The organism is Blastococcus jejuensis (genome assembly GCF_039534705.1).
Taxonomy (GTDB): domain Bacteria; phylum Actinomycetota; class Actinomycetes; order Mycobacteriales; family Geodermatophilaceae; genus Blastococcus_B; species Blastococcus_B jejuensis.
Window position 1 is genome coordinate 285,006 of record NZ_BAAAVV010000004.1, and the last position, 26,984, is coordinate 311,989.

Annotated in this window: 24 protein-coding genes; 15 read left to right on the forward strand and 9 right to left on the reverse strand. The window is 75.6% G+C overall.

The features are described from left to right. Positions 1 to 16: 16 nt before the first annotated feature. The gene (locus tag ABD644_RS10940) at positions 17 to 3,325 is read left to right on the forward strand and encodes an ATP-binding protein (protein WP_344688886.1); all 3,309 of its coding nucleotides are present in this window, start codon (positions 17 to 19) and stop codon (positions 3,323 to 3,325) included. A gap of 3 nt (positions 3,326 to 3,328) precedes the next feature. Here the strand turns inward: ABD644_RS10940 and ABD644_RS10945 are convergent, their stop codons facing one another. Beyond that, a complete protein-coding gene (locus ABD644_RS10945) occupies positions 3,329 to 4,048 on the reverse strand; it encodes a hemerythrin domain-containing protein (protein WP_344688887.1) in 720 nt (239 codons plus the stop codon). A gap of 33 nt (positions 4,049 to 4,081) precedes the next feature. Continuing rightward, the gene (locus ABD644_RS10950) at positions 4,082 to 6,229 is read right to left on the reverse strand and encodes an MMPL family transporter (protein WP_344688889.1); all 2,148 of its coding nucleotides are present in this window, start codon (positions 6,227 to 6,229) and stop codon (positions 4,082 to 4,084) included. A gap of 148 nt (positions 6,230 to 6,377) precedes the next feature. Between ABD644_RS10950 and ABD644_RS10955 the strand changes: the two genes are divergently transcribed. Next, positions 6,378 to 7,520, forward strand: a complete 1,143-nt coding sequence (locus ABD644_RS10955) for a flavin-containing monooxygenase (protein WP_344688890.1) — start codon at positions 6,378 to 6,380, stop codon at positions 7,518 to 7,520. A 58-nt stretch (positions 7,521 to 7,578) separates the two neighbouring features. Beyond that, positions 7,579 to 8,439, forward strand: coding sequence for an alpha/beta fold hydrolase (locus tag ABD644_RS10960; RefSeq protein WP_344688891.1), 861 nt, complete (start codon positions 7,579 to 7,581; stop codon positions 8,437 to 8,439). Positions 8,440 to 8,447: 8 nt separating this feature from the next. On the opposite strand, the gene ABD644_RS10965 is transcribed toward ABD644_RS10960, so the two are convergent. Continuing rightward, a complete protein-coding gene (locus tag ABD644_RS10965; protein ID WP_344688892.1) occupies positions 8,448 to 9,044 on the reverse strand; it encodes a DUF6529 family protein in 597 nt (198 codons plus the stop codon). A gap of 226 nt (positions 9,045 to 9,270) precedes the next feature. Between ABD644_RS10965 and ABD644_RS10970 the strand changes: the two genes are divergently transcribed. After that, positions 9,271 to 9,849: a TIGR04222 domain-containing membrane protein gene (locus ABD644_RS10970; protein ID WP_344688893.1), complete on the forward strand. Its 579-nt coding sequence runs from the start codon at positions 9,271 to 9,273 to the stop codon at positions 9,847 to 9,849. A 231-nt stretch (positions 9,850 to 10,080) separates the two neighbouring features. Then, a complete protein-coding gene (locus ABD644_RS10975; RefSeq protein WP_344688894.1) occupies positions 10,081 to 11,667 on the forward strand; it encodes an HNH endonuclease signature motif containing protein in 1,587 nt (528 codons plus the stop codon). 26 nt (positions 11,668 to 11,693) lie between these two features. On the opposite strand, the gene ABD644_RS10980 is transcribed toward ABD644_RS10975, so the two are convergent. The 4 genes from ABD644_RS10980 to ABD644_RS10995 all read right to left on the reverse strand — a co-directional run bounded on the left by ABD644_RS10980 (position 11,694) and on the right by ABD644_RS10995 (position 14,240). Continuing rightward, positions 11,694 to 11,927, reverse strand: coding sequence for a hypothetical protein (locus ABD644_RS10980; RefSeq protein WP_344688895.1), 234 nt, complete (start codon positions 11,925 to 11,927; stop codon positions 11,694 to 11,696). 9 nt (positions 11,928 to 11,936) lie between these two features. After that, positions 11,937 to 13,280, reverse strand: coding sequence for a S8 family serine peptidase (locus tag ABD644_RS10985; RefSeq protein ID WP_344688896.1), 1,344 nt, complete (start codon positions 13,278 to 13,280; stop codon positions 11,937 to 11,939). A 193-nt stretch (positions 13,281 to 13,473) separates the two neighbouring features. After that, positions 13,474 to 13,917 (reverse strand): SRPBCC family protein, encoded by a 444-nt coding sequence (locus ABD644_RS10990; RefSeq protein WP_344688897.1) that lies wholly within the window; start codon positions 13,915 to 13,917, stop codon positions 13,474 to 13,476. Further along, entirely contained in the window at positions 13,914 to 14,240 is a 327-nt protein-coding gene (locus ABD644_RS10995; RefSeq protein ID WP_344688898.1) for an ArsR/SmtB family transcription factor, read from the reverse strand. Before ABD644_RS10995 ends, ABD644_RS10990 begins: the two co-directional genes overlap by 4 nt. Positions 14,241 to 14,302: 62 nt before the next feature. On the opposite strand from ABD644_RS10995, the gene ABD644_RS11000 reads away from it, so the two are divergent. From ABD644_RS11000 to ABD644_RS11045, 10 genes are all read left to right on the forward strand, one after another. Further along, entirely contained in the window at positions 14,303 to 14,779 is a 477-nt protein-coding gene (locus ABD644_RS11000; protein ID WP_344688899.1) for an SRPBCC family protein, read from the forward strand. Between the two features lie 10 nt (positions 14,780 to 14,789). Then, positions 14,790 to 15,593: an IclR family transcriptional regulator gene (locus tag ABD644_RS11005; RefSeq protein WP_344688900.1), complete on the forward strand. Its 804-nt coding sequence runs from the start codon at positions 14,790 to 14,792 to the stop codon at positions 15,591 to 15,593. A gap of 72 nt (positions 15,594 to 15,665) precedes the next feature. Next, a complete protein-coding gene (hutH, locus tag ABD644_RS11010) occupies positions 15,666 to 17,204 on the forward strand; it encodes a histidine ammonia-lyase (protein ID WP_344688901.1) in 1,539 nt (512 codons plus the stop codon). A gap of 29 nt (positions 17,205 to 17,233) precedes the next feature. Next, a complete protein-coding gene (hutU, locus tag ABD644_RS11015; protein ID WP_344688902.1) occupies positions 17,234 to 18,892 on the forward strand; it encodes a urocanate hydratase in 1,659 nt (552 codons plus the stop codon). A 7-nt stretch (positions 18,893 to 18,899) separates the two neighbouring features. Continuing rightward, positions 18,900 to 20,090 (forward strand): allantoate amidohydrolase, encoded by a 1,191-nt coding sequence (locus ABD644_RS11020; protein ID WP_344688903.1) that lies wholly within the window; start codon positions 18,900 to 18,902, stop codon positions 20,088 to 20,090. Continuing rightward, complete coding sequence (locus ABD644_RS11025; protein ID WP_344688904.1) at positions 20,084 to 21,412, forward strand: formimidoylglutamate deiminase; 1,329 nt, start codon at positions 20,084 to 20,086, stop codon at positions 21,410 to 21,412. The genes ABD644_RS11020 and ABD644_RS11025 overlap by 7 nt, the downstream gene beginning before the upstream one ends. Next, the gene (gene hutI, locus ABD644_RS11030) at positions 21,409 to 22,545 is read left to right on the forward strand and encodes an imidazolonepropionase (protein ID WP_344688905.1); all 1,137 of its coding nucleotides are present in this window, start codon (positions 21,409 to 21,411) and stop codon (positions 22,543 to 22,545) included. The genes ABD644_RS11025 and hutI overlap by 4 nt, the downstream gene beginning before the upstream one ends. A 38-nt stretch (positions 22,546 to 22,583) precedes the next feature. Continuing rightward, positions 22,584 to 23,792 carry an MFS transporter gene (locus tag ABD644_RS11035; protein WP_344688906.1) on the forward strand — a complete coding sequence of 403 codons (1,209 nt, stop codon included), beginning with the start codon at positions 22,584 to 22,586 and terminating at the stop codon, positions 23,790 to 23,792. A 147-nt stretch (positions 23,793 to 23,939) separates the two neighbouring features. Continuing rightward, complete coding sequence (locus ABD644_RS11040; protein ID WP_344688907.1) at positions 23,940 to 24,305, forward strand: DUF1330 domain-containing protein; 366 nt, start codon at positions 23,940 to 23,942, stop codon at positions 24,303 to 24,305. Next, positions 24,302 to 25,096: a 2-oxo acid dehydrogenase subunit E2 gene (locus ABD644_RS11045; RefSeq protein WP_344688908.1), complete on the forward strand. Its 795-nt coding sequence runs from the start codon at positions 24,302 to 24,304 to the stop codon at positions 25,094 to 25,096. Before ABD644_RS11040 ends, ABD644_RS11045 begins: the two co-directional genes overlap by 4 nt. Here the strand turns inward: ABD644_RS11045 and ABD644_RS11050 are convergent. Together ABD644_RS11050 and gdhA are read right to left on the reverse strand one after the other, a co-directional pair. Next, the gene (locus tag ABD644_RS11050; RefSeq protein WP_344688909.1) at positions 25,086 to 25,526 is read right to left on the reverse strand and encodes a flavodoxin family protein; all 441 of its coding nucleotides are present in this window, start codon (positions 25,524 to 25,526) and stop codon (positions 25,086 to 25,088) included. The genes ABD644_RS11045 and ABD644_RS11050 overlap by 11 nt on opposite strands. Further along, positions 25,526 to 26,875 carry an NADP-specific glutamate dehydrogenase gene (gdhA, locus tag ABD644_RS11055; protein WP_344688910.1) on the reverse strand — a complete coding sequence of 450 codons (1,350 nt, stop codon included), beginning with the start codon at positions 26,873 to 26,875 and terminating at the stop codon, positions 25,526 to 25,528. Before gdhA ends, ABD644_RS11050 begins: the two co-directional genes overlap by 1 nt. Positions 26,876 to 26,984 lie beyond the last annotated feature (109 nt).

Below are 26,984 nucleotides of genomic sequence, written 5' to 3' on the forward strand. Positions count from 1 at the left end.
CCTAAGCTCCCCGGCCGTGCACATCTCGGTCCTCGGCCCGATCGAGGTGCGTCGGGCCGATGGGCCGGTCGATCTCGGCGTGCGCAAGCAGCGCGCGCTGCTGGCCGCGCTCGTGCTCGCCGGGGGTCGCGCGGTGTCCGCCCCGGCGCTGGTCGACCAGCTGTGGGGCGACGACGCCCCGCCCGGGGCGCTCGGCACGCTGCAGTCCTACGTCTCCGGCCTCCGTCGCGCCGTCGAGCCGGCCCGCGAGTCCCGGTCCACCGGCGGCGTCGTCGCGACGACGGACGCCGGCTACGTCCTCGACGTGGCACCGGACGCCCTCGACGCGGTGACCTTCGAGCGGGCCGTCGCGGCCGCCCGGCTCGCCCTCGGGCCCGCGGCCCACGACCTCCTCGTCCGTGCGGAACCGCCGGATCTCGATCGGGCGCGACGGGAGCTCGCCGCCGCCCGGGCGGCCTGGCGGGGCACGCCCTACGCCGAGCTCGGGGACGCTCCCCGGGCGGTCGCCGAGCGCGCGCGGCTCACCGAGCTGCGGCTGGTCGCCGACGAACTCGAGGCCGTCGTCCGCCTGCGCGACGGCGACCACGCGGCGCTGGCCGCCGACCTCGAGCGGGCGACCGGCGAGCACCCCCTCCGCGAGCGCCTGTGGGCGCTGCGGGTCCTCGCCCTGGCCCGCGCCGGGCGCCAGGCCGACGCGCTGGCCGCGGCGCGCGAGGTGCGCGGCGTCCTCGCCGAGGAGCTGGGCGTCGACCCCGGCCCGGAGCTCCGGCAGGTCGAGGAGGCGGTCCTCCGGCAGGACCCGGTGCTCACGTGGAGCCCCGCCGCCAGGCCCGTCCCGCACGAGCCGCCTGCCGCTGCGGTGGCTGCGTGGCCACTGGTCGGCCGGGACCGGGAGCTGGCCCGGCTGACCGGTCTGCTCGACGCCGGCACGCCCGCGTTCGCGTCGCTCGTCGGCGACCCCGGGATCGGCAAGTCGCGGCTGGCCGGTGAGCTGGGCCGCGTCGCCGCCGACCGCGGGGCGCTGGTGCTCACCGGACGGTGCTCCCAGGACGAGGGTGCCCCGCCGCTGTGGCCGTGGACGACGGTGCTCGGGCAGCTGCCCGGAGCGCCGGGGGACCCGATCGCCGACGGCGGGACCGACGGCGACCCCCAGGCGAGCCGCTTCCGCACCTGGGACGCCATCTGCCGGCGGGTGCTCGCCGCGACCGTCGAACGCCCGGTCCTGCTCGTCCTCGACGACCTGCACTGGTCCGACGCCTCCTCGCTCCGCGTGCTGCGCCACCTGGTCACGACGGCGGAGTCCGGCCGGCTCGCCGTCGTCGTCACGTGGCGGCGGCACCCCGAACCCACCGGTCCGCTGGCCGAGGTCGCCGAGGCCCTCGCCCGGCGGCACGCGGTGCGGATCGAGCTCGGTGGGCTCGGCGCCGGCGAGGCGGCCGACCTGGTCACTGCCGTCGCCGGCGCCGAGGTCACCCCCGACGACCGCGCGCTGCTGTTCCGCCGCACCGACGGCAACCCGTTCTTCCTCGTCGAGTACGCCCGGCTCGTGCAGGACACCGGCTCCCCGGTCGCGGAGGACGAGCTGCCGGCCGCGATCTCCGACGTCCTCTCCCGCCGCCTGGCCGGTCTTCCGGAGCGCACGCTCACCGCCGTGCGCGCCGCCTCCGTCCTCGGCCGGGAGGTCCCGCTCCCCCTGCTCGCCGCGGTGCTCGGCGAGGGCGAGGACGCCGTGCTCGACGCCCTGGACCCGGCGCTCGCCGCGGGCCTGGTCACCGAGGACGGCCCCGACCGGTTCCGGTTCGCGCACGCGCTGGTGCGGGACGCCGCCTACGGCACCCTGACCCTGTCGCGGCGCGCGCGGCTGCACGCCCGCGCCGCAGCGGCGTGGCAGGACACCGGTTCCGGCCCGCAGGTGGCCGGTGAGAGCGCGCGGCACTGGCTGGCGGCCGGGCCGTCGGCCGCGGCGAGGGCCTGGCCGGCCGCCGCGGCCGCCGCCGAGCAGGCCCTGCGGGTGTACGCGCACGAGGAGGCCCGGGACCTGCTCCGGGCCGCGCTCGACGCGCAGGCGCTGGACGCCACCGCGGGCTGGCAGCAGCGCTACGACGTGCTGATGACGCTGGCGCGGGCGTGCCGGCTCGCCGCCGACTGGGAGGGCCTCAGCGCCGCCACCGACGAGGCGGTGGCCGCCGCCGAGGCAGCCGGCGACGTCGAGCGCGCGGCGATGGCCGCCCGGGGCGTGACCGACGGCGCGGTGTGGCAGGCGCGGTCGCACGGCGTGGTGCACGAGCCGGCGGTCGCCGCCCTGCGCCGCGCGCTCGCCGGGCTGCCGGAGGGCGACGGCGACCTGCGCTGCCGGGCGATGCTGGCGCTGGCCTCCGAGCTGTACTACGCCTCGGCCCCGCAGGAGCGCCGGGCGCTGGTGGACGAGGCGCTGGCGATGGCCCGGCGGATCGGGGACCCCGCCCTCCTCCAGCACGCGCTGGTCACGGCCTTCGTCGCGACCTGGTGGCCCTCGAGCGCGTCGTCGCGGCTGGCCCTGGTCGAGGAGGCGGCCGCCCGGGCGCGAGCGGCCGGTGACGCCCCGGCCGAGGCGACCGCCGAGACCCTGCGGGCGGCGGTCCTCGGCGAGCTGGGCCGCATCCCCGAGATGTGGGTGGCCATCCGCGCGGCCCGCAGCCGGGCCACCCCGCTGCGCATGGCGTACCTGATGCTCGTGCTGGACGCGATGGAGGCGCCCTGGCTGGCCATGTCGGGGCGCAGCGAGGAGGCCGACCAGGTGCTCGACCACCTGGCGCGGCTGTTCGAGCAGACGGCGCTGCCGCAGGGCGCCGACGGGTACAGCGGCGCGCTCGTGACCGTCCGGCTCTACCAGGGGCGGCTGGCCGAGGTGCTGCCGCGGCTGGACGAGCTCGTCGGCCGCTCGAAGCTCCCGGTCGCGCCGGTGGTCGCCGCGCTGCTGCTGCGCCTGGGGCTGACCGAGGAGGCGCGCGCCCTGGTGCCGCTGATCGACGTCGAGGAGCCCGAGACCTGGTTCTCGATGCTGGTCTGGTGCACCGCGGGCGAGGTGGCGCTGCAGGTGGGCGACCCGGAGCTGGGGGCCGCGGTCTACGCCCGGGCCGCGCCCTACTCCGGTGGGCTGTGCGTGGGCGGGTCCGGCGCGCCGCTCGGACCGATCGACGCGTTCCTCGCCTTCGCCGCGGCGGCCGCCGGTGACCCGGCGGCGGCATCGGTCCACGCCGACCGGGCGCTCGACCAGTGCGCGGCATGGGGCGTCCCGCTGGTCGCGCAGTGGCTGCGCGACCAGCGGGACCGCCACGGCTTCTGAGGATCAGCCGCCGAACGCCCGGCGGTGCGCCCGGGCGAACCGGCCGCGGGTCAGCCACCAGGCCACCTTGAACCCCTGTCCGGCCACCGCGAACGCGCGCTCGCGGACGTCGGCCGGCAGGCCGAGGCACACCCAGGGCACCACGAAGGCCACCTCGGCGGGCTTCGTCGGCTTGGAGAAGGACCGCCGGTCGACGTCGTCCCAGTCGGCCTGGGTCAGGTGCCGCTGGAGCAGCACCATCGCCTCGGTCTCCTCGTGCTCCAGGTGCCGGCCGAGCGCGTCCCGCGCGGCCGCCGTCCGGACGGCGAGTGCGCCGCGGTCGTCGGCCGTGCCGCCCTCGGCCATCCGGGCGAACCCGCGGGCGCAGGCCTCGAGCAGCGGGTCGATCTCGGCGTGCTCGGCCTCCATCGCCTCGAGGGTGGCCCGCCCGGCCGCGTCGCCGGCGGCGTCCACGCGCTCCAGCAGCAGGGGCCACAGGCCGGCGTCCTCACCGCTGTGGTGCTCGTGCAGCCAGGCGGCGAAGCCGGTCCATCGCTGGGCCAGGGCCCGCCAGGTGGCTGCGTCGTCCACGGGGACGGCGGGCACCCGGGCCGCGAAGGCGGCCAGGTCACGCCGGAAGGCGTGGTGCAGCACGTACATCATGATCATGTCGACCGGGCCCTCGGGGGCGGCAGCCTGACCGGGCAGCCGGACCTGCGGCACGGACGGGACGGTGCGGGTCATCGCGGTTCTCCTTCTGGTGGGGGTTTCCGGCGGTCAGCGGGCGCCGACGGGCTCGGGCAGCTCGAGCGGGGTGCGGTCGTCGATCGCGGCCAGCGCGGGCGGCTCGACGTCCAGGTGCGGCAGCAGGCGGTCCAGCCAGCCGGGCAGCCACCAGTTCCAGCGGCCGAGCAGCGCCATCGTGGCCGGCACCAGGACCATGCGGACGACGGTGGCGTCGACCAGAGTCGCGACGGCGAGGCCGGCGCCGACCTGCTTGAGGATCAGGTCGCCCTCGGTGGCGAAGCCGAGGAAGACGGCGACCATGATCGCGGCGGCGGCGGTGATGAGCCGGCCGGTCGAGGCCAGCCCGGCGACGACGCTCGCGTGCGGATCGCCGGTGCGGCGCCACTCCTCGCGCACCCGGCCGAGCAGGAACACCTCGTAGTCCATCGAGAGCCCGAAGGCCACCGCGAACATCAGGATCGGCACCCAGCTCGAGATGGGCACGGTCTGGTCCAGGCCGAACAGCTCCCGGCCCCAGCCCCACGAGAACACGGCGACCATCACGCCGTAGGCGGCGCCGATGCTGAGCAGGTTCATCACCGCGGCCTTGAGCGCCACGACCGGCGACCGGAAGGCCAGGGTCAGCAGCAGCACCGAGACGCCGACGACGAAGGCGATGACCACCCAGATCCGCTCGTCGAGCAGGTCGGTGATGTCGGCCAGGACCGGCGTCTGCCCGGTGACGTACACGCCGTCGGGGAGGACGTCGGCGCGCAGGTGGGCGAGCAGTTCCGTCGTCGCCTCGTCGGCGGGCTCGGTGGTCGGCTCCAGCACGAGGACGGCGGCACCGCCGGTCGGCGACACGACCGGCTCCCCCACCCCGGCGACGCCGGGCACGGCGGCCAGGTCGGCCCGCAGGTCGGCGAGCCGGTCGGCCGGGACGGCGTCGAGGTCGACGGCGACCAGGAACGGACCGTTGGCGCCCGGCCCGAAGGCGTCCGCGATCAGGTCGTGGGCCTGGCGCGTGGTCGACTCCACCGGCTGGGCGCTGACGTCGGCCGGCCACAGCCGCAGGTCGGTGACCGGGGCGGCGAGGGCGAGCAGGAGCAGCAGCGCGCCGAGCGCCCACGGCAGGGGGCGGCGTCCGACGCGCTCGGCCCAGCGGGCAGCGAGCGGCGTGCCCGAGGCAGTCTCGGCGTGCCGGCGCACCTTCCGCGGCAGGACGCGGGGACCGGCCAGCCCGAGGACGGCCGGGACGACGGTGAGCGCGGCGGCCATGACGCTGATGACGCCGATCGCGGTGGCCAGGCCGAACGTCGCGTAGGTCTGCAGCCCGGCGAGGCCCAGGCCCATCAGGGAGACCAGGACGGTGCTCCCGGCGAACACCACGGACCGCCCGGCGGTCGCCGTCGACCGTGCGGCGGCCTCCCGGACGGAGAGCCCGGCACGCAGCCCCTCGACGTGCCGGGTGACCAGCAGCAGGGCGTAGTCGATGCCGACGCCGAGGGCGACCATCGTGGCCACCGTCGGGGCCGAGGTGCTGACGTCGATGACGGCCGCGAGCAGCAGGACGCCCGCCGAGCCGACACCCAGCCCGAGCAGGGCGACCAGGATCGGCAGCCCCGCGGCGACCACGGAGCCGAAGGTCAGCACGAGCAGCAGGAGCGCGACGACCACGCCGATGACCTCGCCGGCGCCGCCGGGTGCGAGGCCGGCGCTGTCGGGCACCTCGCCGCCGAAGGCGACCTGCAGGCCGGCGTCGACGGCCGGTGCGGCGGCGTCCTCCAGGGGCGCGAGGTCGCCGAAGATGGCGGCGTCGGTGACCGGCACGTCGTACCGGACCTCGATCAGCACGGTGGCGCCGTCCTCGGAGACGCGGGGCGGGAACACCTCGAGCACGTGCGGCAGGTCCGCCAGCCGGTCGCGCAGCCCGGCCACCTCGTCGGCGGCCACGGCGTCGCCGTCCGGGTCGTGGACGACCACCCGGTCCACGGCGCCGGACGCGGCGGGGAACTCTTCGCGCAGCAGGTCGGTGCCGGCCTGCGACGCGGTGCCGGGCACGTTCCAGTCGTCCTGCGGGGTGCCCCCGGCCGCCCCGGCCAGTCCGGTGGCGAGGGCCGCGACGACCACCCAGATGGCGAGGGTCCGCCAGGGGTGCGCCGCGGCGGCGCCTCCCAGCCGGTACAGCATGCGGGTCATCGGGACTTCCTCCTCGTCGGTTCCCGGCCGCGACGGCGGCCGGTCGAGGGAAGGGTCGCGAGGAGCACTGGACGTCGGCTGGACGCGGCTTGGGGTCGACTGGACCCCGGCTGGAGGACCGCTAGGTTTCCTGCGGAGGTGGTCGGCGATGGATGCAGACGTGCTGGTCGTGGGCGCGGGACCGGCGGGGCTGGCGGTGGCCGCGTGTCTCCTTCGGCGGGGCGTGGAACCGCTGGTGGTCGACCGTGGCGAGGGGGTCGGCGACTCCTGGGCGCGGCGGTACGAGCGGCTGCACCTGCACACGCCGCGCATCCAGTCGGCCCTGCCGGGCCTCCCGATCCCGCGCAGCTTCGGGCGGTGGGTGGCCAAGGACGACATGGCGGAGTACCTGCGGCGCTACGCCGCGCACGCGGGCGTCGTCCCCCGGTTCGGCACGGAGGTGCGCCGGCTGGAGCGCACCGGCGACTCGTGGACGGCGGTCACCGCCGACGACGGCAAGATCCGGGTGCGCCAGGTGGTGGTCGCCAGCGGCTACAACTGCACCCCCGTCGAGCCGGCCTGGCCGGGCCAGGAGGGCTTCGAGGGCTTCGGCGGCGAGGTGCTGCACGCCTCGCGCTACTCCTCGCCGGTGCCGTTCCGGGGCCGCGACGTGCTCGTGGTCGGGGCCGGGAACACCGGCGCCGAGATCGCGGCGGACCTCGCGGAGAGCGGGGCGGGGCGGGTCTGGCTGTCGGTGCGGACGCCGCCCAACGTCGTCCCCCGGTCCCTGGGGCCGGTGCCGATCACCCTGATGTCGATCACGATGGAGCACTCCCCCGCCTGGCTCGTCGACCCGGTCAACCGGTTCCTCCAGCGGCGCGTGCTCGGTGACCTCACCCGGTACGGGCTGCCGGCCGCGCACGCCGGTGTCGTCGCCCAGGCCCGGGCCACCGGGGTGACGCCGACCATCGACGTCGGCCTGGTGCAGGAGCTGAAGGCCGGCCGGGTCACCCCGGTGGCGGCGGTGGAGCGGTTCGACGGCGATGCGGTCGTGCTGGCCGACGGCGAGCGGCTGACCCCCTCCGCCGTGATCGCCGCGACCGGCTACACGACCGGGCTCCAGCCGGTGCTCGGCCACCTCGGGGTGCTCGACGGGCAGGGCCGCCCGCGGGTGAACGGGCGCCGGCCGGCAGCCCCCGGGCTGCGGTTCGTCGGGCTGTCGAACCCGCTCAAGGGACTGCTGTTCCAGATCAACCTCGACGCCCGCGCCGTGGCGCGCGACGTGGCGAAGGAGCTCCGGCCGGACCGATGAACTCGGCGCCGTCCAGGAGTCGACACCCCGTCAGCCTCCGCCTCCCTGGGAGCCCACGATGACCACCACGATCAGCACCCACAGCCTGACGGCGCCCGGCGCCACCGTCACCTACGACGTCCGCGGCGAGCTCGGCACCGGCGTCCCGCTGCTGCTCTTCGGCTCCCCCATGGGCGCGGAGGGCTTCGCCACGCTGGCCGGCCACTTCCCCGACCGTCCGGTCGTCACCTACGACCCCCGTGGCACCGGCCGCAGCCAGCGGAGCGACGGTTCCGGCGAGCTCGCACCGGACGCGCACGCGGGCGATCTCCAGCGGATCGTCGATGCGCTCGGCGGCGGGCCGGTGGACGTGTTCGCCACGAGCGGCGGCGCGGTCAACGCCCTGGCGTGGGTGGCGCAGCGCGGCGGCCAGGTGCGGACGCTGGTGGCCCACGAGCCGCCGCTGGCCACGGTGCTGCCCGACCGCCCGGCGCTCACCGCGGCGATCGAGGAGATGCACGAGACCTACCAGCTCCGCGGGACGGGGCCGGCGATGGCGATGTTCATCCTCCTCGTGAGCCACGACGGGGAGCTGCCCGACGGCTACCGGTTCCCGGAGGTCGACCCGGCCCAGTTCGGCCTGCCGGCGGAGGACGACGGCTCGCGGGACGACGCGCTGCTGGGGCAGAACCTGCGCGGCTGCACCGGCTACCGGCCCGACGTCGCCGCCCTGCGCGCCACGGAGGCGCGCCTAGTGCTGGCCCGGGGCGCGGCGTCCGGCCAGACGATGGCAGCGCGCGGCGCGGACGCCGTCGCCGAGCTCACCGGGGCCGAGCTGGTCCTCTTCCCCGGCGATCACGGCGGGTTCATGGGCGGCGAGTACGGGATGCAGGGCGAGCCGGAGGCCTTCGCCCAGAAGCTGCGCGAGGTGCTCGGCTAGCCGCACTGCTAGCCGCCCGGGGTGGGCCAGCCCTTCGCGCCGATGTACCAGACCGCTGAGGTCAGGACGGCGGCCATGAGCAGCGTGAAGAGGAGACCGCCGGCCACCGGGAGGAACCAGCCGGGCGCGCGCCTGGACCGGACGGCGACGACCTTGGTCGCGATCGCGCCGATCACCGCGCACCCCAGGACGCCGTGCACGACGACGCGCGCCGGCACGGGGGTGCCGTCGTGGAACTTCCCGCTCTCCAGGCCCAGCGTCCACAGGCAGTGGTAGGAGACGAAGACCGACAGCCCGAGCGCGATGATCCCGGTCGTGCGATGCGCCGTCCCCAGCCAGGAGGGCGCCCGGATGCCCAGCTTCCCGTAGATCCCGAGCGCGCCGATGACCTGGACGACGGCGAGCACCCCGATCGCCGTCGACACTACGACCTTCATCTCGATGACGGTGCCGTAGCCGAGCGTGGTGGTGCCGCTGGTCGTGGGCTCGTGGATCTTGCCGAACACCCCGACGAGCAGCGCGACCACCGCTCCCGCGGTGAACCCCGCCAGCGGGACGGCCATGCTCTTGGTCGGGGGGCCCGTTCGTGCGGCGATCTCGGCCACCGGCCCAGGATGCTCGGCGCGCTCGTGCTTGGGAATGACCCGGGGCGTCCCTGCTTGCTTGGCTGCTACTGGGGGTTCACACGGCGACCCTCGCGCCGCCTGGCGGCGCCGATCGCACAGGTCACCTCGACTTGATCGCGGCCAAGAGCGGACGAAGGTCGCTTGCCCGCGCCTGGACCCAGTGGGACCGTGAACCCGCCCCATCCGGACGACGGAGGGCCACGATGTGACCGCAGCGCAGCTCGATCTCTACGACGTGGCGTGGTTGGCCGGCGGGCGCCGGCGTGCGACGCAGACCGCCGTGGCCGCCCTGGCCGAACGCCACCGGGTGCGGGTGGCCGACCCGACAGGGGACCTGCAGGCCGTCGGCGGCGGGGCCACGCATCCGGTCGAGGCGGCCGTGCTCGACGGGCTCGGCGCACATGGCCACCGGGGTGTCGAGACGATCGTCTTCCTCGTCCGGGAAGACCCTCGGCTAGACGCGGTCGAGCAGGGGTTGCTCCGCCGCGGCCTGCTCGGCCGGCGTGCGCCACTGTCCCGTCTCGTCCGCCGGCGGCGCCCCCCGTCCACCACGCGCGAAGGTCGCCGGGTCCTGCGGGAGCTCCGGCGACCGGGCAGCACAGCGATCCCCGGCAGCGCCGCCGCGCGGGAGGTCGCCCTGAACGGCTTGGTGCGCGTTCCGGCCGGGCTTCCCGCTGCGCTCGCCGAGCGCCCGATGTCGCGCTGGTCGTACACCCGCCGGGACCCCGTCGAGTCGGACCTGGCCCGCATCTATGCCGTGGCCCCGGACGGCCCCTACAGCTAGCCGCGGTCCTGTCAGGCGCCCTTGGGCCGGCGGATCACCGAGCCGAGGAACGTCAGCGGGTCGAACGTCCGGTCCACCACGCGCTCCATCAGGGCGCCCGGAGGTAGAGCGAAGTGCCGACGTGAACACGGCGCATCACCCGTCCGGGACGCCGAAGCGGCGCTCGAACATCGCGAACTCTTTTTCCGAGGGACCCGGGTTTTGTCGTACCCCCTCCGTAGATTCGCTCATGTGTTCGAGGGCGATGGTTTCGGGGTCGGGCTGACGGTGCAGCAGCTCGACGTGCCCGGCGTGCCGGGGCCGGGGGCGTGGGTGCCGCCGGGGGATCGGGACTGGCATCCGACCCGCCTGTCGGAGTTGATGCCGGTCGCGACGCGCAGCGAGGCCGGGCTGGCCCTGGAGATGCGCCGCACGAACGTCCTCGACTCGCGGTTGTGGGCCCATCGGGTCGATCTGGCCGTCCAGCTGGCGGTGCACCGGCGGGCCGACCGCGACCGCCCCGCCGGCCGGCCGGGGGCGGCGGTGCCGGGCTGGGCCCAGTCGTCGTGGGTGCTGGAGGGCTACTCGGAGTTCCTGGTCGACGAGGTCGCCGCGATCAACAACTTCTCCCGCGGTGAGGCGACCCGGTTCCTGGCGGTCGCGCTCACCCTCGGCCACCGGCTGGCCGACACCTGGGCGGCGCTGGCCGACGGGGAGCTGACCTGGTCGCGGGCCCGGGCGATCGCCGAGGAGGTCAACCGGTGCGGGCCGGACGTGGACCCGCACGTGGTGGCCACCGTCGAGGCCGTGGTGCTGCCCGAGGCCGCCGAGTTGTCGGTCGGTGCACTGCGCGCCCGGGTGCGCACCGAGTTCATCCGCCGCGACGCCGAGGCCGCCGACAAGCGCCGCAAGGAAGCACTCAAGACCGCCGACGTGTTCCTGCGCCGCACCGGCGACGAGGGCATGTCCGAGGTGGTCACCCGGCTGCCGCACGAGGCGGCCGCGGCGATGCTCGACGCGATCGACTCCGCCGCCCGCACCGCCAAGGCCGCCGGTGACCAGCGGCCGATCGGGCTGATCCGCGCCGAGGTGCAGGCCAACCTCACCCTGCGGCCCTGGGACACCTCCCGGCCGGCGGTCACCGCCCGGCTGACCATCCTGGCCACACTCAACGCGCTGCTGCCCGACCCGGCCGTGCCCGGCGGCGGCGGGACACCGACCGGGGTGGGGCTGGTCGACGGGGAGCCGGTCACCGCCGCCCACCTGCGCGCCCTGCTCGCCGCCCTGGACGCGATCGGCCCCGGCGGGCTGCGCGCCCCACCCGAAGGCTCCCTGCAGCTGGACCTGATCGGCGGCGGCGGCAACCTGCTGGCCACCCTCACCCGCCCCGAACTGGAAGCCGCCGCGCGCCGCGGCTGCCCCGAGCACGGCGGCGCCGCGGCGGACTGCCGCTGCCCGCTGACCGGCCCACCCCCGGCCACCGACGCGTACGAGGCGACCGCCGCGCAGCGCCGGTTCCTGACCTCCCGCGACCGCGGCTGCCGGCATCCGGGCTGCCGCGCCCGCGCCGGCTGGGCCGACCTGGACCACGTGCTCCCACACGGTGAGGGCGGGGCCACCGACTGCGACAACCTGTGCTGCCTGTGCCGCCGCCACCACCGGCTCAAGACCTTCGCGCCGGGCTGGGCCTTCGCCCTCGACGACGACGGCAACTACCTGGTCACCACCCCCACCGGCGTCACCCGCATCAGCCGCCCACCGGGCAGCTACCTGCTCGAACCCTACGAATTCGGACTGGACCTCCCCGACGCCCTCATCATCGACGTCCCGCCCTTCTGAGCCGTCCCCGCGCGGGGGCGTCCCAACTACTGGACGGGGGCGTCCGGCGGGGGCAGCTGGTGGGTGAGCTGCGCGTCGACCGATGCGACGCCCTCGACGCCCCGCAGGGCGTCGAGGGCGTCGTCGGGCGCCGATCCGGTGACGATGCCGAGCGAGCCCAGCACCTGCTCCACCTCCATGCCGCTGGCGCGGAGGTGCTCGACGACACCGTCCAGGCTGTCGCGGTGGTCGTCGCCCACGGTCACGCTGACGTGCGTCATGGCGCGACGCTACTGCTGCGGGGGCGCGTCCTGGGGGGCCAGGCACAGCCCGCTGCCCACGTCGACCGACGGCTGCAGCAGGCGCTGGCTCTCCTGCATCAGCGTGGCCCACAGCTCCAGTCCGCGGCGGCCGGTGGCCTGGGCCCACAGCGCCGCGACGCCGGCGACGTGCGGGGTCGCCATGCTCGTGCCGCTGATCGCCTTGTACCGGGTGGGCAGCGGCCAGGACGACAGCACCTGGAACCCGGGCCCGGCGATGTCCACCTGGCCCCCGCGCGCGGGGAGGCTGCGGGCCGAGAAGTAGGCCATCTCCAGGCGCTGCTCGAGCGCTCCGACGGCCATGATCTCCGGGCTGTTGGCCGGGGCGCCGACGAAGCCGACGTTGCCCGTCCGCCGGTCGGCGTTGTTGCCCGCTGCCGCGATGATCAGCGACCCCTTCTCCAGGGCCCGCGCGCCCGCGGCCGAGTACGGCGGATGGGCCTTCATGACGTTGGCCCCGAGCGACATCGAGATCACCGGGCAGCCGTTGGACACCGCCCAGTCGATGCCGGCGAGGATGCCGCCGTCGGTGCCGCTGCCGGAGTTGCTCAGCACCTTGCCGACGAAGATGTCGGCCTCGTAGGCGATGCCGTAGCGCGGGCCGGTCGACGGCGTGCGGGGCCCGCACGACGTGCCGATGCAGTGCGTGCCGTGCCCGTGCCCGTCCTGCGCCTGCTCACCCGGGACGAACGACTGCGCCGTCATGGTCCGGCCGGCGAAGTCGGGGTGGGTCAGGTCGAAGCCGGTGTCGAGGACGGCGACGCCGATCCCCTTGCCCGACAGCGGCGAGGAGTCGGCCTTGGTCGCCTGGATCCCCCAGGTGGCCTGCGCGGTGTCCTGGAACAGGGGCGCCGCGGCGGGGGCCGCCATGGCCGCGCCGTCGTGGTCGTGGGCGTGCAGCACCCGCTCGGCCAGGTCGTCGACCCCGTCGCGGTAGGCGCGGGTGTACTCGAGCACGTCCTGCAGCACGTGGTGCACCAGTTCCGGCGACACCGACAGGATCCGCCGTCCGGGGGCGTCCGCCGCCTGCAGCATGGCCACCTGGCTCGGGTCGGCCGCGACGACGGCGATCCCGAGGTTGGCGAACATGGTCGCCTGCGACTCCTGCATCGCCTCGGGCGGCAGCCCGCCGGAGGCGAAGTCGCGGGTGTCGGCGACGCTGGAGATGCCCGCCCGCCCCCAGTCGACCTGGCCGTCGTCCTCGTCCCTGGCGAAGACGACGATCTGCCGGCCGGTGGTCTCCGGCAGCGAGATGGCGGCGACGGCGCTGTCGGGCAGGAGTCCGGAATCTGCCGAGAAGCGTGGATCTATCACTGTTCCCCCTCATGGCGGGGGCCGCGACGCCGCGACCCGGCCCGCACTGTGTCTGGCCGGTACGACATCTCCGGCACGGGGAAGAGTTCTCGGGACTGCCTGCGGATGCCAGAACGCCTTGCACCGGTCACCGGTCGCGCCCCCCGGACCGGCACTCCGTCACCCTCCGGTCAGGGACGACAGCGCCGCGGGGTCAGGCGGCGGCGTTCGGGTCGGGTCCGGCGTCTCCCCCGGCGGCCACGACCGCGAGGCGCGGGAGGTAGGTCTCCCACCCGCCCCGGTGCTGCTCGCGCAGTTCCTCGCCGGGCAGGCCGTGGTGCCGGAGCACCACGCGCGTCCCGCCGTCCTCCTCGGTGAGCGTCACCTCGACCCGCGTCGTCCCCGGCGCGACCGCGAACCGGTCGGTCCACCCCCAGGTGAACACCACCCGGTGCGGCGGGTCCACCTCGAGGAACTCCCCCTGCGCCTCGACGCCGTCGCGGATGCCCACCCGGTAGGAGCCACCCGGCACCGCGTCGAGGGTCGCCGACGTGCCCATCCACCGCACGTAGCGCGCGGGGTCGGTGAAGTACGGGAACACGGTCTCCGGCCGGGCGGCGATGTGCACAGACACCTCCAGGACGTCCGGCTCCGTCATGGGCGCTCCCGTTCCTCTGCTTCGGCGAGGGCCTTGAGCCGGCCCAGGCTCCCCCGCCAGTGCTCCTCGACGACGGCGCGCAACGAGCCCAGGGCAGCATGGTCGGCGCGGTAGATGCGGCTCGTGCCGGTGCGGCGTTCCTGCACGAAGCCGGCGGTGCGCAGCACGGTCAGGTGCTGGCTGATCGCCGACCAGGAGACGTCGAACTCGGCGGCGATCTCCCCGGCGGTCAGTTCCCGGTCCCAGACGAGCTCGAGGATGCGCAGCCGGCGGGGCGAGGCGATCACCTGCAGCGGCTCCATCTCGCCCCCCGATCGGCCCACGGTCTTGACGCCGTTGTTTTAGACGGATCTAAAATAGCAGGCATGTTCCGATTGCTCGTCGCATGACCGTCGACGTCCGGCCGGAGGTCCGCATCCGCCGGCCGCGTGCCGAGGTGGCCGCCTTCATGTTCGACCCGCGCAACGACCTGGCCTGGACCGGCGGCATCACCGGCAGTCGCCCGGCCCAGCCCGGCCCGCTGGTCACCGGCGCCGTCGTCGAGCGCACCGCACGGTTCCTCGGCCGGGAGTTCACCTACGGCTACGTGGTCACCGCCGACGAGCCCGACCGGCTCGTCGAGATGAAGGTCGACCGCCCGTTCCCGATGCTGGTCCGCTACGAGCTCGCCGACGCCGACGCCGACGCCGACGCCGACGGCGGGTCGACCGTCGCCGCGATCCACGCGGCGGGGTCCCCGGGCAGGTTCTTCGGCTGGGCGACCCCGCTGATGCGGTGGCAGGTGCGGCGCAGCATCGCCGCGGACCTCGACCGGCTGCGCGCCTGCCTGGAGCAGCCGGGCTCGACCGGGAGGCCCGCCTAATCTGTCGGGGATGTCCCAGCCCGTCGCGGGGCGGCGGTCGCGCACCCGCCCCGGCGTCCCCGCGGCACGGCAGGCGCTCGCCCTGCTGCAGGCCCTGGCCCGGCAGCCGGTCCCCGTCCCGGCGGCGGCCCTCGCCCGCGACCTGGGCCTCCCCCGCTCCACGACCTACCACCTGCTGGCCGAGCTGGTCGACGCCGGCTTCGTCGTCCACCTGCCCGAGGAGCGGCGGTACGGCCTCGGCGTCGGCGCGTTCGAGATCGGCAGCGCCTACCTCCGCCAGGAGCCCCTCGCCCGGCTCGGCCGGCCCGTCCTGGCGCGGCTCGTGGAGCGGGTCGGCCACTCGGCCCACCTGGCCGTGCTGCACGGTCGCGAGGTCCTCTACGTGGTCGAGCAACGCGCCCCGGGCCGCCCTCCGCTGGTGACCGACGTCGGCGTCCGGCTGCCGGCGCAGCTCACCGCGAGCGGCCGCGCGATGCTGGCCGACCTGCCCCCCGCCCAGGTGCGCGCGCTCTTCCCCGGCAGCGAGGCGTTCGTCGACCGGCACGGCTCCGGCCCGCAGCGGCTGTCGGAGCTGCGCCGGCTGCTCGCCGAGGTCCGGCGGGCGGGCTCGGCCGGTGAGGACGGCGAGGTGACCCCGGGGTTCGCCTCGGTCGCGGCCGCCGTGCACGACCACGCCGCGCGCCCGGTCGCCGCCGTCGCCGTCACCTTCCCGGCCGAGGACCCGCTGGACCGCGCCGCCGTCGCCGGCCGGGTGGTCCAGGCGGCCACGGAACTGACCCGCCGCCTCAGCGGCCACCCGCCCGACCGCACCTGACTGTCTGGGATCCCGGACACGAGCAGGCGACAGGGGGTATCCGCAGCCGTCGCCGCCGTGTGCGATGGGTCCATGAGCACCGAGCAGGTCGTCGTCGGCGTCGGTCCGGTCAGCCCGGACGACGTCGTCCGGGTCGCCCGCGGCGGATGTGGGGTCCGACTGGGCGACGACGCGGTCGCCGAGATCACCCGCAGCCGCGCCGTCGTCGACGCGCACGCCGAGGACGACGAACCGCACTACGGCATCTCCACCGGGTTCGGTGCCCTGGCCACCCGGCACATCCCGGTCGAGCGGCGCGCCCAGCTGCAGCGCAGCCTGATCCGGTCGCACGCCGCCGGCTCCGGCCCCGAGGTCGAGCCCGAGGTCGTGCGGGCGCTGATGCTGCTCCGCCTCTCCACGCTGGCCACCGGCCGCACCGGCATCCGGCCCGAGACCGCCCAGGCCTACGCCGCGCTGCTCGACGCCGGCCTGACCCCGGTGGTGCACGAGTACGGCTCGCTGGGCTGCTCGGGTGACCTCGCCCCGCTGTCGTCGATCGCGCTGGCGCTGATGGGCGAGGGTCAGGTGCGCGACCCCGGCGGCGTGCTGCGACCCGCGGCCGAGGCGCTGGCCGCGGCCGGCCTGGAACCGGTGCAGCTCGCCGAGAAGGAGGGCCTCGCGCTGGTCAACGGCACCGACGGGATGCTCGGCATGCTCGTCCTGGCCCTGGCCGACCTGCGCCGGCTGCTCACCACCGCCGACGTCGCCGCCGCGATGAGCGTCGAGGCGCTGCTGGGCACCGACGCGGTGTTCGCCGCCGACCTGCACGCCCTGCGCCCGCACCCCGGCCAGTCCGCCTCGGCGGCGAACCTGCGCGCGCTGCTCGACGGCAGCGGGGTCATGGCCAGCCATCGCGGGCCCCAGTGCACCCGCGTCCAGGACGCCTACTCGCTGCGCTGCGCCCCGCAGGTGCACGGCGCCGCCCGTGACACCGTCGAGCACGCCGCCACGGTGGCCGGCCGCGAGCTGGCGGCGGCGATCGACAACCCCGTGATCACGCTCGACGGGCGGGTGGAGTCCAACGGCAACTTCCACGGCGCCCCGGTCGGCTACGTGCTCGACTTCCTCGCCATCGCCGTGGCCGACGTCGCCGCGATGAGCGAGCGCCGCACCGACCGCTTCCTCGACGCGGGTCGCAGCAACGGGCTGCCGCCCTTCCTCGCGCACGACGCGGGCGTCGACTCCGGGCACATGATCGCCCAGTACACCGCCGCCGGGATCGTCAGCGAGCTCAAGCGGCTGGCCGTGCCCGCCAGCGTCGACACCATCCCCTCCTCCGCCATGCAGGAGGACCACGTCTCGATGGGCTGGCACGCCGCCCGCAAGCTGCGCCGCGCGGTCGACGGCCTGACCCGGGTGCTCGCCGTCGAGATCCTGACGGCCGCCCGCGCGCTGGACCTGCGCGCCCCGCTGGAACCGGCGCGCGCCACCGGCGCGGTCCGGGACGCCGTCCGCGAGGCCGGTGTCGGCGGTCCCGGCCCCGACCGGCACCTCGCCCCCGAGATCGAGGCCGTCGTCCGCCTGGTGGACGACGGCGCACTGCTCACCGCCACCGCGCTGCGTCTTCACTGACCCGCCCGCCCCACCCTCAGGAGGACCCCATGGACGGCGCCCGACCGGTCCGCGCACCCCGCGGCACGACCCTGACCGCCCGCAGCTGGCAGACCGAGGCGCCGCTGCGGATGCTGCAGAACAACCTGGACCCCGAGGTCGCCGAGCGGCCCGACGACCTGGTCGTCTACGGCGGCACCGGTCGCGCGGCCCGGGACTGGCGCAGCTTCGACGCCATGGTCCGCACGCTGACCACGCTGAAGGACGACGAGACGATGCTCGTCCAGTCGGGCCGGCCGGTGGGCGTGCTGCAGACGCACGAGTGGGCGCCGCGCGTGCTGATCGCCAACTCCAACCTGGTCGGCGACTGGGCCACCTGGCCCGAGTTCCGCCGGCTCGAGCACCTCGGCCTCACGATGTACGGCCAGATGACCGCCGGCTCGTGGATCTACATCGGCACCCAGGGCATCCTGCAGGGCACCTACGAGACGTTCGCCGCCGTCGCCGCCAAGAGGTTCGGCGGCACCCTGGCCGGCACGCTGACCCTCACCGGTGGCTGCGGCGGCATGGGCGGCGCCCAGCCGCTGGCGGTCACCCTCAACGGGGGCGTCTGCCTGATCGTCGACGTCGACGCCGCCCGCCTGCGCCGCCGGGTGGAGCACCGCTACCTCGACGAGGTGGCGAACGACCTCGACGACGCCGTCGAGCGGTGCCTCGCCGCCAAGCGGGACCGGCGGGCGCTGTCGGTGGGGCTGGTCGGCAACGCGGCCACGGTGTTCCCCGAGCTGCTGCGACGCGGCGTCGAGATCGACATCGTCACCGACCAGACCTCCGCCCACGACCCGCTGAGCTACCTGCCCGAGGGCATCGACCCCGACGACTGGCACGACTACGCCGAGGCCAAGCCCGAGGAGTTCACCGACCGCGCGCGGGCCTCGATGGCCAAGCACGTCGAGGCGATGGTCGGCTTCCTGGACGCCGGCGCCGAGGTGTTCGACTACGGCAACTCCATCCGCGACGAGGCGCGGCAGGGCGGGTACGAGCGGGCGTTCGCCTTCCCCGGCTTCGTGCCCGCCTACATCCGGCCGCTGTTCTGCGAGGGCAAGGGCCCGTTCCGCTGGGCCGCGCTCTCCGGTGACCCGAAGGACATCGCGGCCACCGACCGGGCGGTGCTCGACCTGTTCCCCGACGACGACCACCTGCAGCGGTGGATCCGCGCGGCCCAGGAGAAGGTCGCGTTCCAGGGGCTGCCGGCCCGCATCTGCTGGCTCGGCTACGGCGAGCGCGACCTCGCCGGGCTTCGGTTCAACGAGATGGTGGCCTCCGGCGAGATCAGCGCGCCCATCGTGATCGGCCGCGACCACCTCGACTCCGGCTCGGTCGCCTCCCCGTACCGGGAGACCGAGGGCATGGCCGACGGCTCGGACGCGATCGCCGACTGGCCGCTGCTCAACGCGATGGTCAACACCGCCTCCGGCGCCACCTGGGTGTCGATCCACCACGGCGGCGGCGTCGGCATCGGCCGCTCCATCCACGCCGGGCAGGTCAGCGTCGCCGACGGCACCGAGCTCGCGGCCCGCAAGCTCGAGCGGGTGCTGCGCAACGACCCCGGCATGGGGGTGATCCGGCACGTCGACGCCGGGTACGACCTCGCCGCCGACGTTGCCGCCGAGCGCGGCATCCGCGTGCCGATGGCCGAGGGGGTGTGAGCGCGGCGTGAGCTCGTTCGAGTCGATGTGGGACGACCTGGCGCCGATCGGCCGGGACCCGCACTCCGGCGGTTACCGGCGGTTCGCCTGGACGTCGGAGGACGGTGCCCTGCGCGAGTGGTTCGCCGGTGAGTCGCGGCGCCGGGGCATGGACGTGGTCGCCGACCGCGCCGGCAACCTCTGGGCGTGGACGGCGGACCCCGACACCCACGGCCCGGGCCTCGTCCTCGGCAGCCACCTCGACTCGGTGCCCGACGGCGGCGCGTTCGACGGCCCGCTCGGGATCGTCTCGGCGTTCGCGGCGCTGGACCTGCTGCGGGAGCGCGGCGTCGCCCTCGCCCGGCCGGTCGCCGTCGCCTGCTTCGCCGACGAGGAGGGCGCCCGCTTCGGGGTCGCCTGCGCCGGCTCCCGGCTGCTGACCGGCGTCCTCGACCCCGACCGGGCACGGGCGCTGACCGACGACGGCGGCACGACGATGGCCGAGGCCATGGCCGCCGCGCGCGCCGACCCGCGCCACCTCAGCCGCGACGACGAGACGCTGCGGCGGATCGGTACGTTCGTCGAGCTGCACGTCGAGCAGGGCCGCGCGCTGGCCGACGTCCCGGGCGAGGCGGGCGCCGTCGGCGTGGCGTCGGCGATCTGGCCGCACGGCCGATGGCGCCTCGACCTGCACGGACGCGCCGACCACGCCGGCACCACCCGGCTGGCCGACCGCGACGACCCGATGCTCGCCCTCGCCGCCGCCACCCTCGAGGCGCGCGCCGCCGCCGAACGGCACGGCGCGCTCGCCACCGTCGGCAAGGTGCGCGTGCACCCGAACGGGGTCAACGCGATCCCCTCGGCGGTGACCGCCTGGCTCGACGCCCGCGGGCCGTTCGAGGGCGACGTCCGCCGGGTCGTCGCGGCGGTCGGGACGGCGTCCGGGACCGCGCCGGTCGAGGAGTCGTGGACTCCGCATACTCCGTTCGACGTCCGCCTGCGCGACCGGCTGGCCGCCGCCCTGGGCGGCGCTCCCGTGCTGCCCACCGGCGCCGGGCACGACGCCGGGATCCTGGCGGCGGCGGGCATCCCGGCGGCGATGCTGTTCGTCCGCAACCCCACGGGGGTCTCGCACTCCCCTGCCGAGCACGCCGAGCTCCCTGACTGCCTGGCCGGTGTGAGCGCCCTCGCCCGCGTGGTCGAGGAACTCGCGTGCTGAGCGCCTACTGGTGCGAGCACGCCTGGCTGGACGAGGGCCCGATGGCAGGGGTGCGGGTCGTCGTCGACGGCGACCGGATCACCGCCGTGGAACGGGCCCCGGCACCCGTTCCCGGCGACACCCGACTGGACGGCGTCGTCCTCCCCGGCATGGCGAACGCGCACGCGCACGCCTTCCACCGGGCGCTGCGCGGGCGCACCCACGACCGGGGCGGCACGTTCTGGACCTGGCGGGAGCGGATGTACGCCGTCGCCGCCCGGCTGGACCCCGACAGCTACCTCGCGCTGGCCCGCGCCACCTACGCGGAGATGGCGCTGGCCGGGATCACCTGCGTCGGCGAGTTCCACTACCTCCACCACCCGGCCGGGGGCGGGCGGTACGACGACCCGAACGCGATGTCGGAGGCGCTCATCCAGGCGGCCACCGACGCCGGCGTCCGCCTGACCCTGCTCGACGCCTGCTACCTCGCCGGCGGCCTCGAGGGCACCGGCCACCTGCCGCTGGAGCCCACCCAGCGGCGGTTCTCCGACGGCGACGCCGACGCCTGGGCCGCCCGGGTCGCCTTGCTCCCCGAACGCCCCGGCCTGCGCATCGGCGCGGCCGTGCACTCGGTGCGCGCGGTCCCGGCGCAGGCGCTGGCCACGATCGTCCGGGCCGCCTCCGGGCGGCCGCTGCACGTGCACCTCTCCGAGCAGCCCGCCGAGAACGAGGCCTGCGCGGCCTTCTACGGCGTCACCCCCACCCGCCTGCTCGCCGACCACGGCGTGCTCGGGCCGGCCACCACCGCGGTGCACGCCACCCACCTGACCGGCGACGAGATCGCGGCGCTCGGCGCGAGCGGCACGGCGGTCTGCGCCTGCCCGAGCACCGAGGCCGACCTGGCCGACGGCGTGGGCGCCTTCCGGTGGCTGCGCGACGCCGGCTCCCCGCTCTGCCTGGGCACCGACCAGCAGGCCGCGACCGACCTGCTCGGCGAGGCCCGGATGGTCGAGACGTCGGAGCGGCTGATCACCGGGGAGCGCGGTCGCTTCCGGCCGGCCGAGCTGGTCGAGGCGCTCACCGCCGCCGGGCACAGCGCGCTGGGCTGGCCGGACGCCGGGCGGATCGCGCCCGGGCAGCGGGCCGACCTCGTCGCCGCCGCCACCGACAGCTCGCGCACCGCAGGATGCGCGCCCGAGCAGCTGGTCATGTGCGCGACGGCGGCCGACGTGCACACCGTCGTCGCCGGGGGCCGGGTGGTCGTCGCGGAGGGGCGGCACGTGCTCGGCGACGACGGCCGGCTGCTCGCCGACGCGATCGCACCGCTGTGGGAGGGCGCATGACCACGCTGGTCACGGGGATCGCGGAGCTGGTCACCAACGATCCGGGCCTCGGCGTCGTCACCGACGCGGCGCTCGTGGTGGACGACGGCAGGGTCGCCTGGGTGGGTCCCGCCCGCGGGGCTCCGGACGCGGACCGGCGGGTCGACGTCGGCGGCCGCGCGGTGATCCCCGGTTTCGTCGACAGCCACGCGCACCTGGTCTTCGCCGGTGACCGCGCCGCGGAGTTCGAGGCCCGCATGGCCGGCGTCCCGTACGACGGCGGGGGCATCGCCTCGACGGTGGCCGCCACCCGGGCCGCCTCCGACGACGACCTGCGCACCCGGCTGCGGGCGCTCGTGGCCGAGATGCGCGCCCAGGGCACCACGACCGTCGAGATCAAGAGCGGCTACGGGCTGACGGTCGACGACGAGGCCCGCTCCCTGCGGCTGGCCCGCGAGGTGACGCCGGAGACCACCTTCCTGGGCGCGCACGTGGTGCCCCCGGAGCGCGACCGGGCCGACTACCTGGCGCTGGTGACCGGCCCGATGCTGGCCGCCTGCGCGCCGCACGCCCGGTGGGTGGACGTCTTCTGCGAGCCGGCGTCGGCGCACGCCTTCGACGGCGACGAGGCCCGCGCCGTGCTGGAGGCGGGTCGCGCGGCCGGCCTGGGGCTTCGGGTGCACGCCAACCAGCTCTCGGCCGGTCCCGGTGTGCGGCTGGCGGTGGAGCTCGGCGCCGCGAGCGCCGACCACTGCACGCACCTCACCGACGCCGACGTCGACGCGCTGGCCGGCGGGACCACCGTCGCGACCCTGCTGCCCGGCGTCGAGTTCTCCACCCGCTCGCCCTACCCCGACGCCCGGCGACTGCTCGCGGCCGGCGTGACCGTCGCGCTGGCCACCGACTGCAACCCGGGGAGCTGCTTCACCTCGTCGATGGCCTTCTGCCTCGCGCTCGCCGTCCGCGAGATGCGGATGACGCCGGCCGAGGCGCTGTGGTCGGCCACCGCCGGAGGCGCGGCCGCGCTGCGCCGGACCGACATCGGGCACCTCGCGCCCGGCGCGCGGGCCGACCTGGCCGTGATCGACGCGCCGTCCTGGCGGCATCTCGCCTACCGGCCCGGCGTGCCGCTCGTCCGGACGCTGGAGGTCTGAGGGCGGCGGTCCGAGGGCGGCGGCCACAATGGTCTCCCGTGTCCCAGGCCCCCGCCGAGTTCTCCCCCGCCCGCCTGCGCCGCGCGCGCGTGGCCGTCGGCGCCTGCTTCTTTGTCAACGCCGTCTTCTACGCCAACCTGGTGCCGCGGCTCCCGGAGGTGAAGGCGGAGCTCGGGCTCTCCAACTCCTCGCTCGGCGCGGCGCTGGCCATGCTCCCGCTCGGCGCGCTGCTGGCCGGGTTGTCATCGGCGGTGCTCATGCGGCGGTTCGGGTCGGCGCGGGTGGCGTCCTACGGCCTCATCGTCCTGGGCCTGGCGGTGTGGGCGGTCTCGGTGGCGCCGAACTGGCCGGTCCTCGCCGCCGCTCTCCTCGTCGCCGGGGCCATGGACGCGATCGTCGACGTCGCCCAGAACGCCCACGGGCTGCGCGTCCAGCGGCTGTACCGGCGCTCGATCCTCAACGCCTTCCACGGCATCTGGAGCATCGGCGCGGTCGCCGGCGGGCTGGCGGGCTCGGTCGCGGCCGGGTTCGGCGTGCCGCTGGTCGTCCACCTCGGCGTGGCCGCGGTCGTCTTCGGGGGCGCGGCGCTGGTCAGCTACCGCGCGCTGCTGCCCGGTTCCGACGCCGCCGACCGGGAGCCGGAGCCCACACCCGAGACGGCCCCGACGCCGGGCCGCAGCGCCCGCCGCGCCGCGGTCCCGGCGCTCGCCGCGCTCGGGCTGCTGGCCGTGTGCGGCGCCGTCGTCGAGGACGCCGGCGCCTCGTGGAGCGCGCTCTACCTGCGCACGGAGCTCGCGGCCGGGGCGGCGACGGCGGGGCTGGGCTTCGTGGCCCTGCAGGCGGCGATGACGGTCGGCCGGCTGACCGGCGACCGCGTCGTCGACCGGTTCGGGCAGCGCCGGGTCGTCGAGGTCGGCGGTGTGCTGATCGCGGCCGGCATGGGGCTGGCGCTGGCGGTCCCGTCGGTGGCGACGACGCTCGTCGGGTTCGCCCTGGCCGGGCTGGGCGTGGCGACGCTGGTGCCCGCCGTATACCACGCGGCCGACGAGCTGCCCGGCCTCGCGCACGGCTCGGGGCTGACGGTGATCAACTGGCTGCTGCGGGTCGGGTTCCTGCTGTCCCCGCCGGTGATCGGCGTCCTGGCCGATGCCACGAGCCTGCGGGTCGCCCTGCTGCTCGTCGTCCTGGCCGGCCTCGGCGCCCTGCTCCTGGGCCGCTCGCTGCGGGGCCGGATCGCCGAGACCTGATCCCGAGCTTTCTGCACCGAAAGCTCCGCCGCGCGGTCGAGCTTTCGGTACAGAAAGCTCAAGGGGGTTGATCCCGCAGAAGAGCACGTCGAGACCGGGCGCGATCACGTCGGGCAGGGGCTTGTCCATCAGGCGCTAGCGTGCGGCATGGCGATCGACCCGCGCGGAGCGGACCTCAAGCGCTACCTCCAGGACGACCCCGGCGGCCCGGTGGTGATGCTCAACCTGCTGCGGTACGCCGAGGGCGGACGCGAGTTCTACGCGCAGTACGCCGAGGCGCTGCACCGCACGTTCCTGCCGCGCTACGGCGCGGAGGTGCTCTATGCCGGCGACGGGTCCACCGCCCTGGTCGCCGAGGACGGCCAGGCCTGGGACGCGGTGCTCCTGGTTCGGTACCCCTCCCGCGAGGCGTTCAGCCGCATGGTCGCCGACCCGGAGTACCAGCAGGTGACCGGCCTGCGTACTCGCGGGCTCACCGAGGCGGTGCTGCAGGCGACGGTGCCGTGGGGGTGACACCCCGGGGGCGCGGGGTCGACGTCCGTCCGTTCCCTTCGAACCGACGTCTGGTCACCGCGGCCGTCCGCGCCGGGCGGCGCATCATGCCGATGCACGGGCTGGTCGACGTCGACGTCACCGAGGCCCGGCGCCTGCTCGCGGGGCACGAGCCACCGCTGTCGATGACCGCCTTCGTCGTGGCCTCCGTGGCGCGGGCCGCCGCGGCCCACCCCGAGGTGCACGCCTACCGCGACTGGCGGGGCCGGCTGGTCCGGCACCGGCACGTCGACGTGCAGACCCTCGTCGAGGTCGAGACCCGGCAGGGCCCCTTCGGGCTGGTCCAGGTCGTGCGGGACGCCGACATCAGGAGCGCCCGGAGCATCAGCGCCGAACTGCGGGCGGTGAAGGACAGCCCGGAGCGCGCCACGACGGGGGCGAGCCTGCGCCGGCTGGTGCCCCTCGCCGGCCACGTGCCGGGTCTGTTCCGCGCGATGTACGCGGTGATGCGGCGCTCCGTCCGGGTGCACCGGGCGACCGGGACGGTCCAGGTGACCGCGGTCGGCATGTTCGGCGGCGGCGGTGGGTTCGCCCTCTCGCCCCCGACGCTGGCCTCGCTGACGGTCGTGGTCGGCGGGCTCAGCCGCCGCCCACGGGTGGTCGGTGAGGACGTCGGGATCCGCGACGTCCTCGACCTGACCGTCACGATCGACCACGACGTCGTCGACGGCGCCCCGGCGGCCCGGTTCGTCGCCGACCTGCGCCGGCGGATGGAGGACCCCGCCGCGGTCGCCGGGGCGATCAGAGGCTGACGGCCACCGTCGCGGCCAGCTCCCGGACCTGCTCCAGGTCCGCCGGGCCCGGCGGGCCGGTGAGGCTCAGCGGCGCCGCCACCTGCTTCCAGCGCAGCGCCGTCGTGATCCGCTCGATGCTCCGGAGCGCCCCGGCCGTGTCGTCGCCGCCGTGCACGTAGACGCCGAAGGGCAGGCCGACGGTCGCGTCGTGGCACGGGTAGTAGACGGTGTCGAAGAAGTGCTTGAGCGCCCCCGACATGTACCCGATGTTCGCCGTCGTCCCGAGGAGCACGCCGTCGGCGGCGAGCAGGTCGGCCGGGCCGGCCGACAGCGCCGGCCGCAGCACGAGCTCGACCCCCTCGACCATGGCCACGCCCTCCTTGACCGCCTCCAGGACCGTCTGCAGATTCGGCGACGGGGTGTGGTGGACGACCAGGAGGGACGGCATCAGATCAGCCCGTGCGCGTGCACCGCTTCGGCCACCTCGAGGAAGCCGGCGACGTTCGCGCCCAGCACCAGGTCGCCGGGCGCGCCGTACTCCTCGGCCGTCTCGTGGCAGCGGGTATGGATGCCCCGCATGATCTCCTCGAGCTTGGCCTCGCTGTGCTCGAAGCTCCACCGGTCGCGCGAGGCGTTCTGCTGCATCTCCAGCGCGGAGGTCGCCACGCCGCCGGCGTTGGCCGCCTTGCCGGGGGCGAAGGCGATGCCGGCCTCCCGGAAGACGTCGACGGCGTCGGGGGTCGAGGGCATGTTGGCGCCCTCGACGACGTACCGGCAGCCGTTGCGCGCCAGCGTCCGCGCCGCGTCGACGTCGAGCTCGTTCTGCGTCGCGCTGGGCATGGCGACGTCGCAGGGCACGTCCCAGATGCTGCCGCCCTCGACGAACTCGGCGCCGGCGACCCGGTCGGCGTACTCGCTGATCCGCGCCCGCTCGACCTCCTTCACCTGCTTGAGGACGTCGAGGTCGATGCCCTTCTCGTCGACCACGTAGCCGTCGGAGTCCGAGACCGCCACCACCGTGCCGCCGAGCTGGTGCACCTTGTCGACCCCGTGGACGGCGACGTTGCCCGAGCCGCTGATCACGACCCTCTTGCCGTCGAGGGAGTCGCCGCGGACCTCCATCATCGCCTGCGCGAAGAACGCGGCGCCGTACCCGGTGGCCTCGGTGCGCACGAGGGCGCCGCCCCAGCCGAGGCCCTTGCCGGTCAGCACCCCGGACTCGTACCGGTTGGTGATGCGCTTGTACTGGCCGAAGAGGTAGCCGATCTCCCGCGCGCCCACGCCGATGTCACCGGCCGGGACGTCGGTGTACTCGCCGAGGTGCCGGTAGAGCTCGGTCATGAACGACTGGCAGAACCGCATGACCTCGGCGTCCGAGCGGCCCTTGGGGTCGAAGTCCGACCCGCCCTTGCCACCACCGATCGGCATCCCGGTCAGCGCGTTCTTGAAGATCTGCTCGAAGCCCAGGAACTTGACGATGCCGAGGTTCACCGACGGGTGGAACCGCAGCCCGCCCTTGTACGGGCCCAGAGCGGAGTTGAACTCCACCCGGAAGCCGCGGTTGATGTGCACCTCGCCGCTGTCGTCCTGCCACGGCACGCGGAAGATGATCTGCCGCTCGGGCTCGCAGATCCGCTCGATGGTCTTCATCTCCGCGTACTCGCTGTGCCGGGCGAGCACGACCGCCAGCGACTCGAGGACCTCGCGGACGGCCTGGTGGAACTCCTTCTCCCCCGGATTGCGCCGCAGCACCTCGTCGTAGATCCGTTCCACCACCGCCGACACGTCCGTGCCCACTGTTCCCCGTCCCTCCGCTCGACGATCCCGGCGGCGTCGTCCGCCGGTGCGTCCCCCGGGGGGAGACGCTACGAGCCGGGGGCGCGGGCCGGCCGGGGACCCACCATCG

Excerpts from the sequence above, each read along its gene's own strand:
- ABD644_RS10945 (WP_344688887.1), bottom strand. The coding sequence starts at position 4,048 with ATGACCCGCACCGTCCCGTCCGTGCCGCAGGTCCGGCTGCCCGGTCAG.
- ABD644_RS10950 (WP_344688889.1), bottom strand. The coding sequence starts at position 6,229 with ATGACCCGCATGCTGTACCGGCTGGGAGGCGCCGCCGCGGCGCACCCC.
- ABD644_RS10955 (WP_344688890.1), top strand. The coding sequence starts at position 6,378 with ATGGATGCAGACGTGCTGGTCGTGGGCGCGGGACCGGCGGGGCTGGCG.
- ABD644_RS10960 (WP_344688891.1), top strand. The coding sequence starts at position 7,579 with ATGACCACCACGATCAGCACCCACAGCCTGACGGCGCCCGGCGCCACC.
- ABD644_RS10980 (WP_344688895.1), bottom strand. The coding sequence starts at position 11,927 with ATGACGCACGTCAGCGTGACCGTGGGCGACGACCACCGCGACAGCCTG.
- ABD644_RS10990 (WP_344688897.1), bottom strand. The coding sequence starts at position 13,917 with ATGACGGAGCCGGACGTCCTGGAGGTGTCTGTGCACATCGCCGCCCGG.
- ABD644_RS11000 (WP_344688899.1), top strand. The coding sequence starts at position 14,303 with ATGACCGTCGACGTCCGGCCGGAGGTCCGCATCCGCCGGCCGCGTGCC.
- ABD644_RS11005 (WP_344688900.1), top strand. The coding sequence starts at position 14,790 with ATGTCCCAGCCCGTCGCGGGGCGGCGGTCGCGCACCCGCCCCGGCGTC.
- hutH (WP_344688901.1), top strand. The coding sequence starts at position 15,666 with ATGAGCACCGAGCAGGTCGTCGTCGGCGTCGGTCCGGTCAGCCCGGAC.
- hutU (WP_344688902.1), top strand. The coding sequence starts at position 17,234 with ATGGACGGCGCCCGACCGGTCCGCGCACCCCGCGGCACGACCCTGACC.
- hutI (WP_344688905.1), top strand. The coding sequence starts at position 21,409 with ATGACCACGCTGGTCACGGGGATCGCGGAGCTGGTCACCAACGATCCG.
- ABD644_RS11040 (WP_344688907.1), top strand. The coding sequence starts at position 23,940 with ATGGCGATCGACCCGCGCGGAGCGGACCTCAAGCGCTACCTCCAGGAC.
- ABD644_RS11050 (WP_344688909.1), bottom strand. The coding sequence starts at position 25,526 with ATGCCGTCCCTCCTGGTCGTCCACCACACCCCGTCGCCGAATCTGCAG.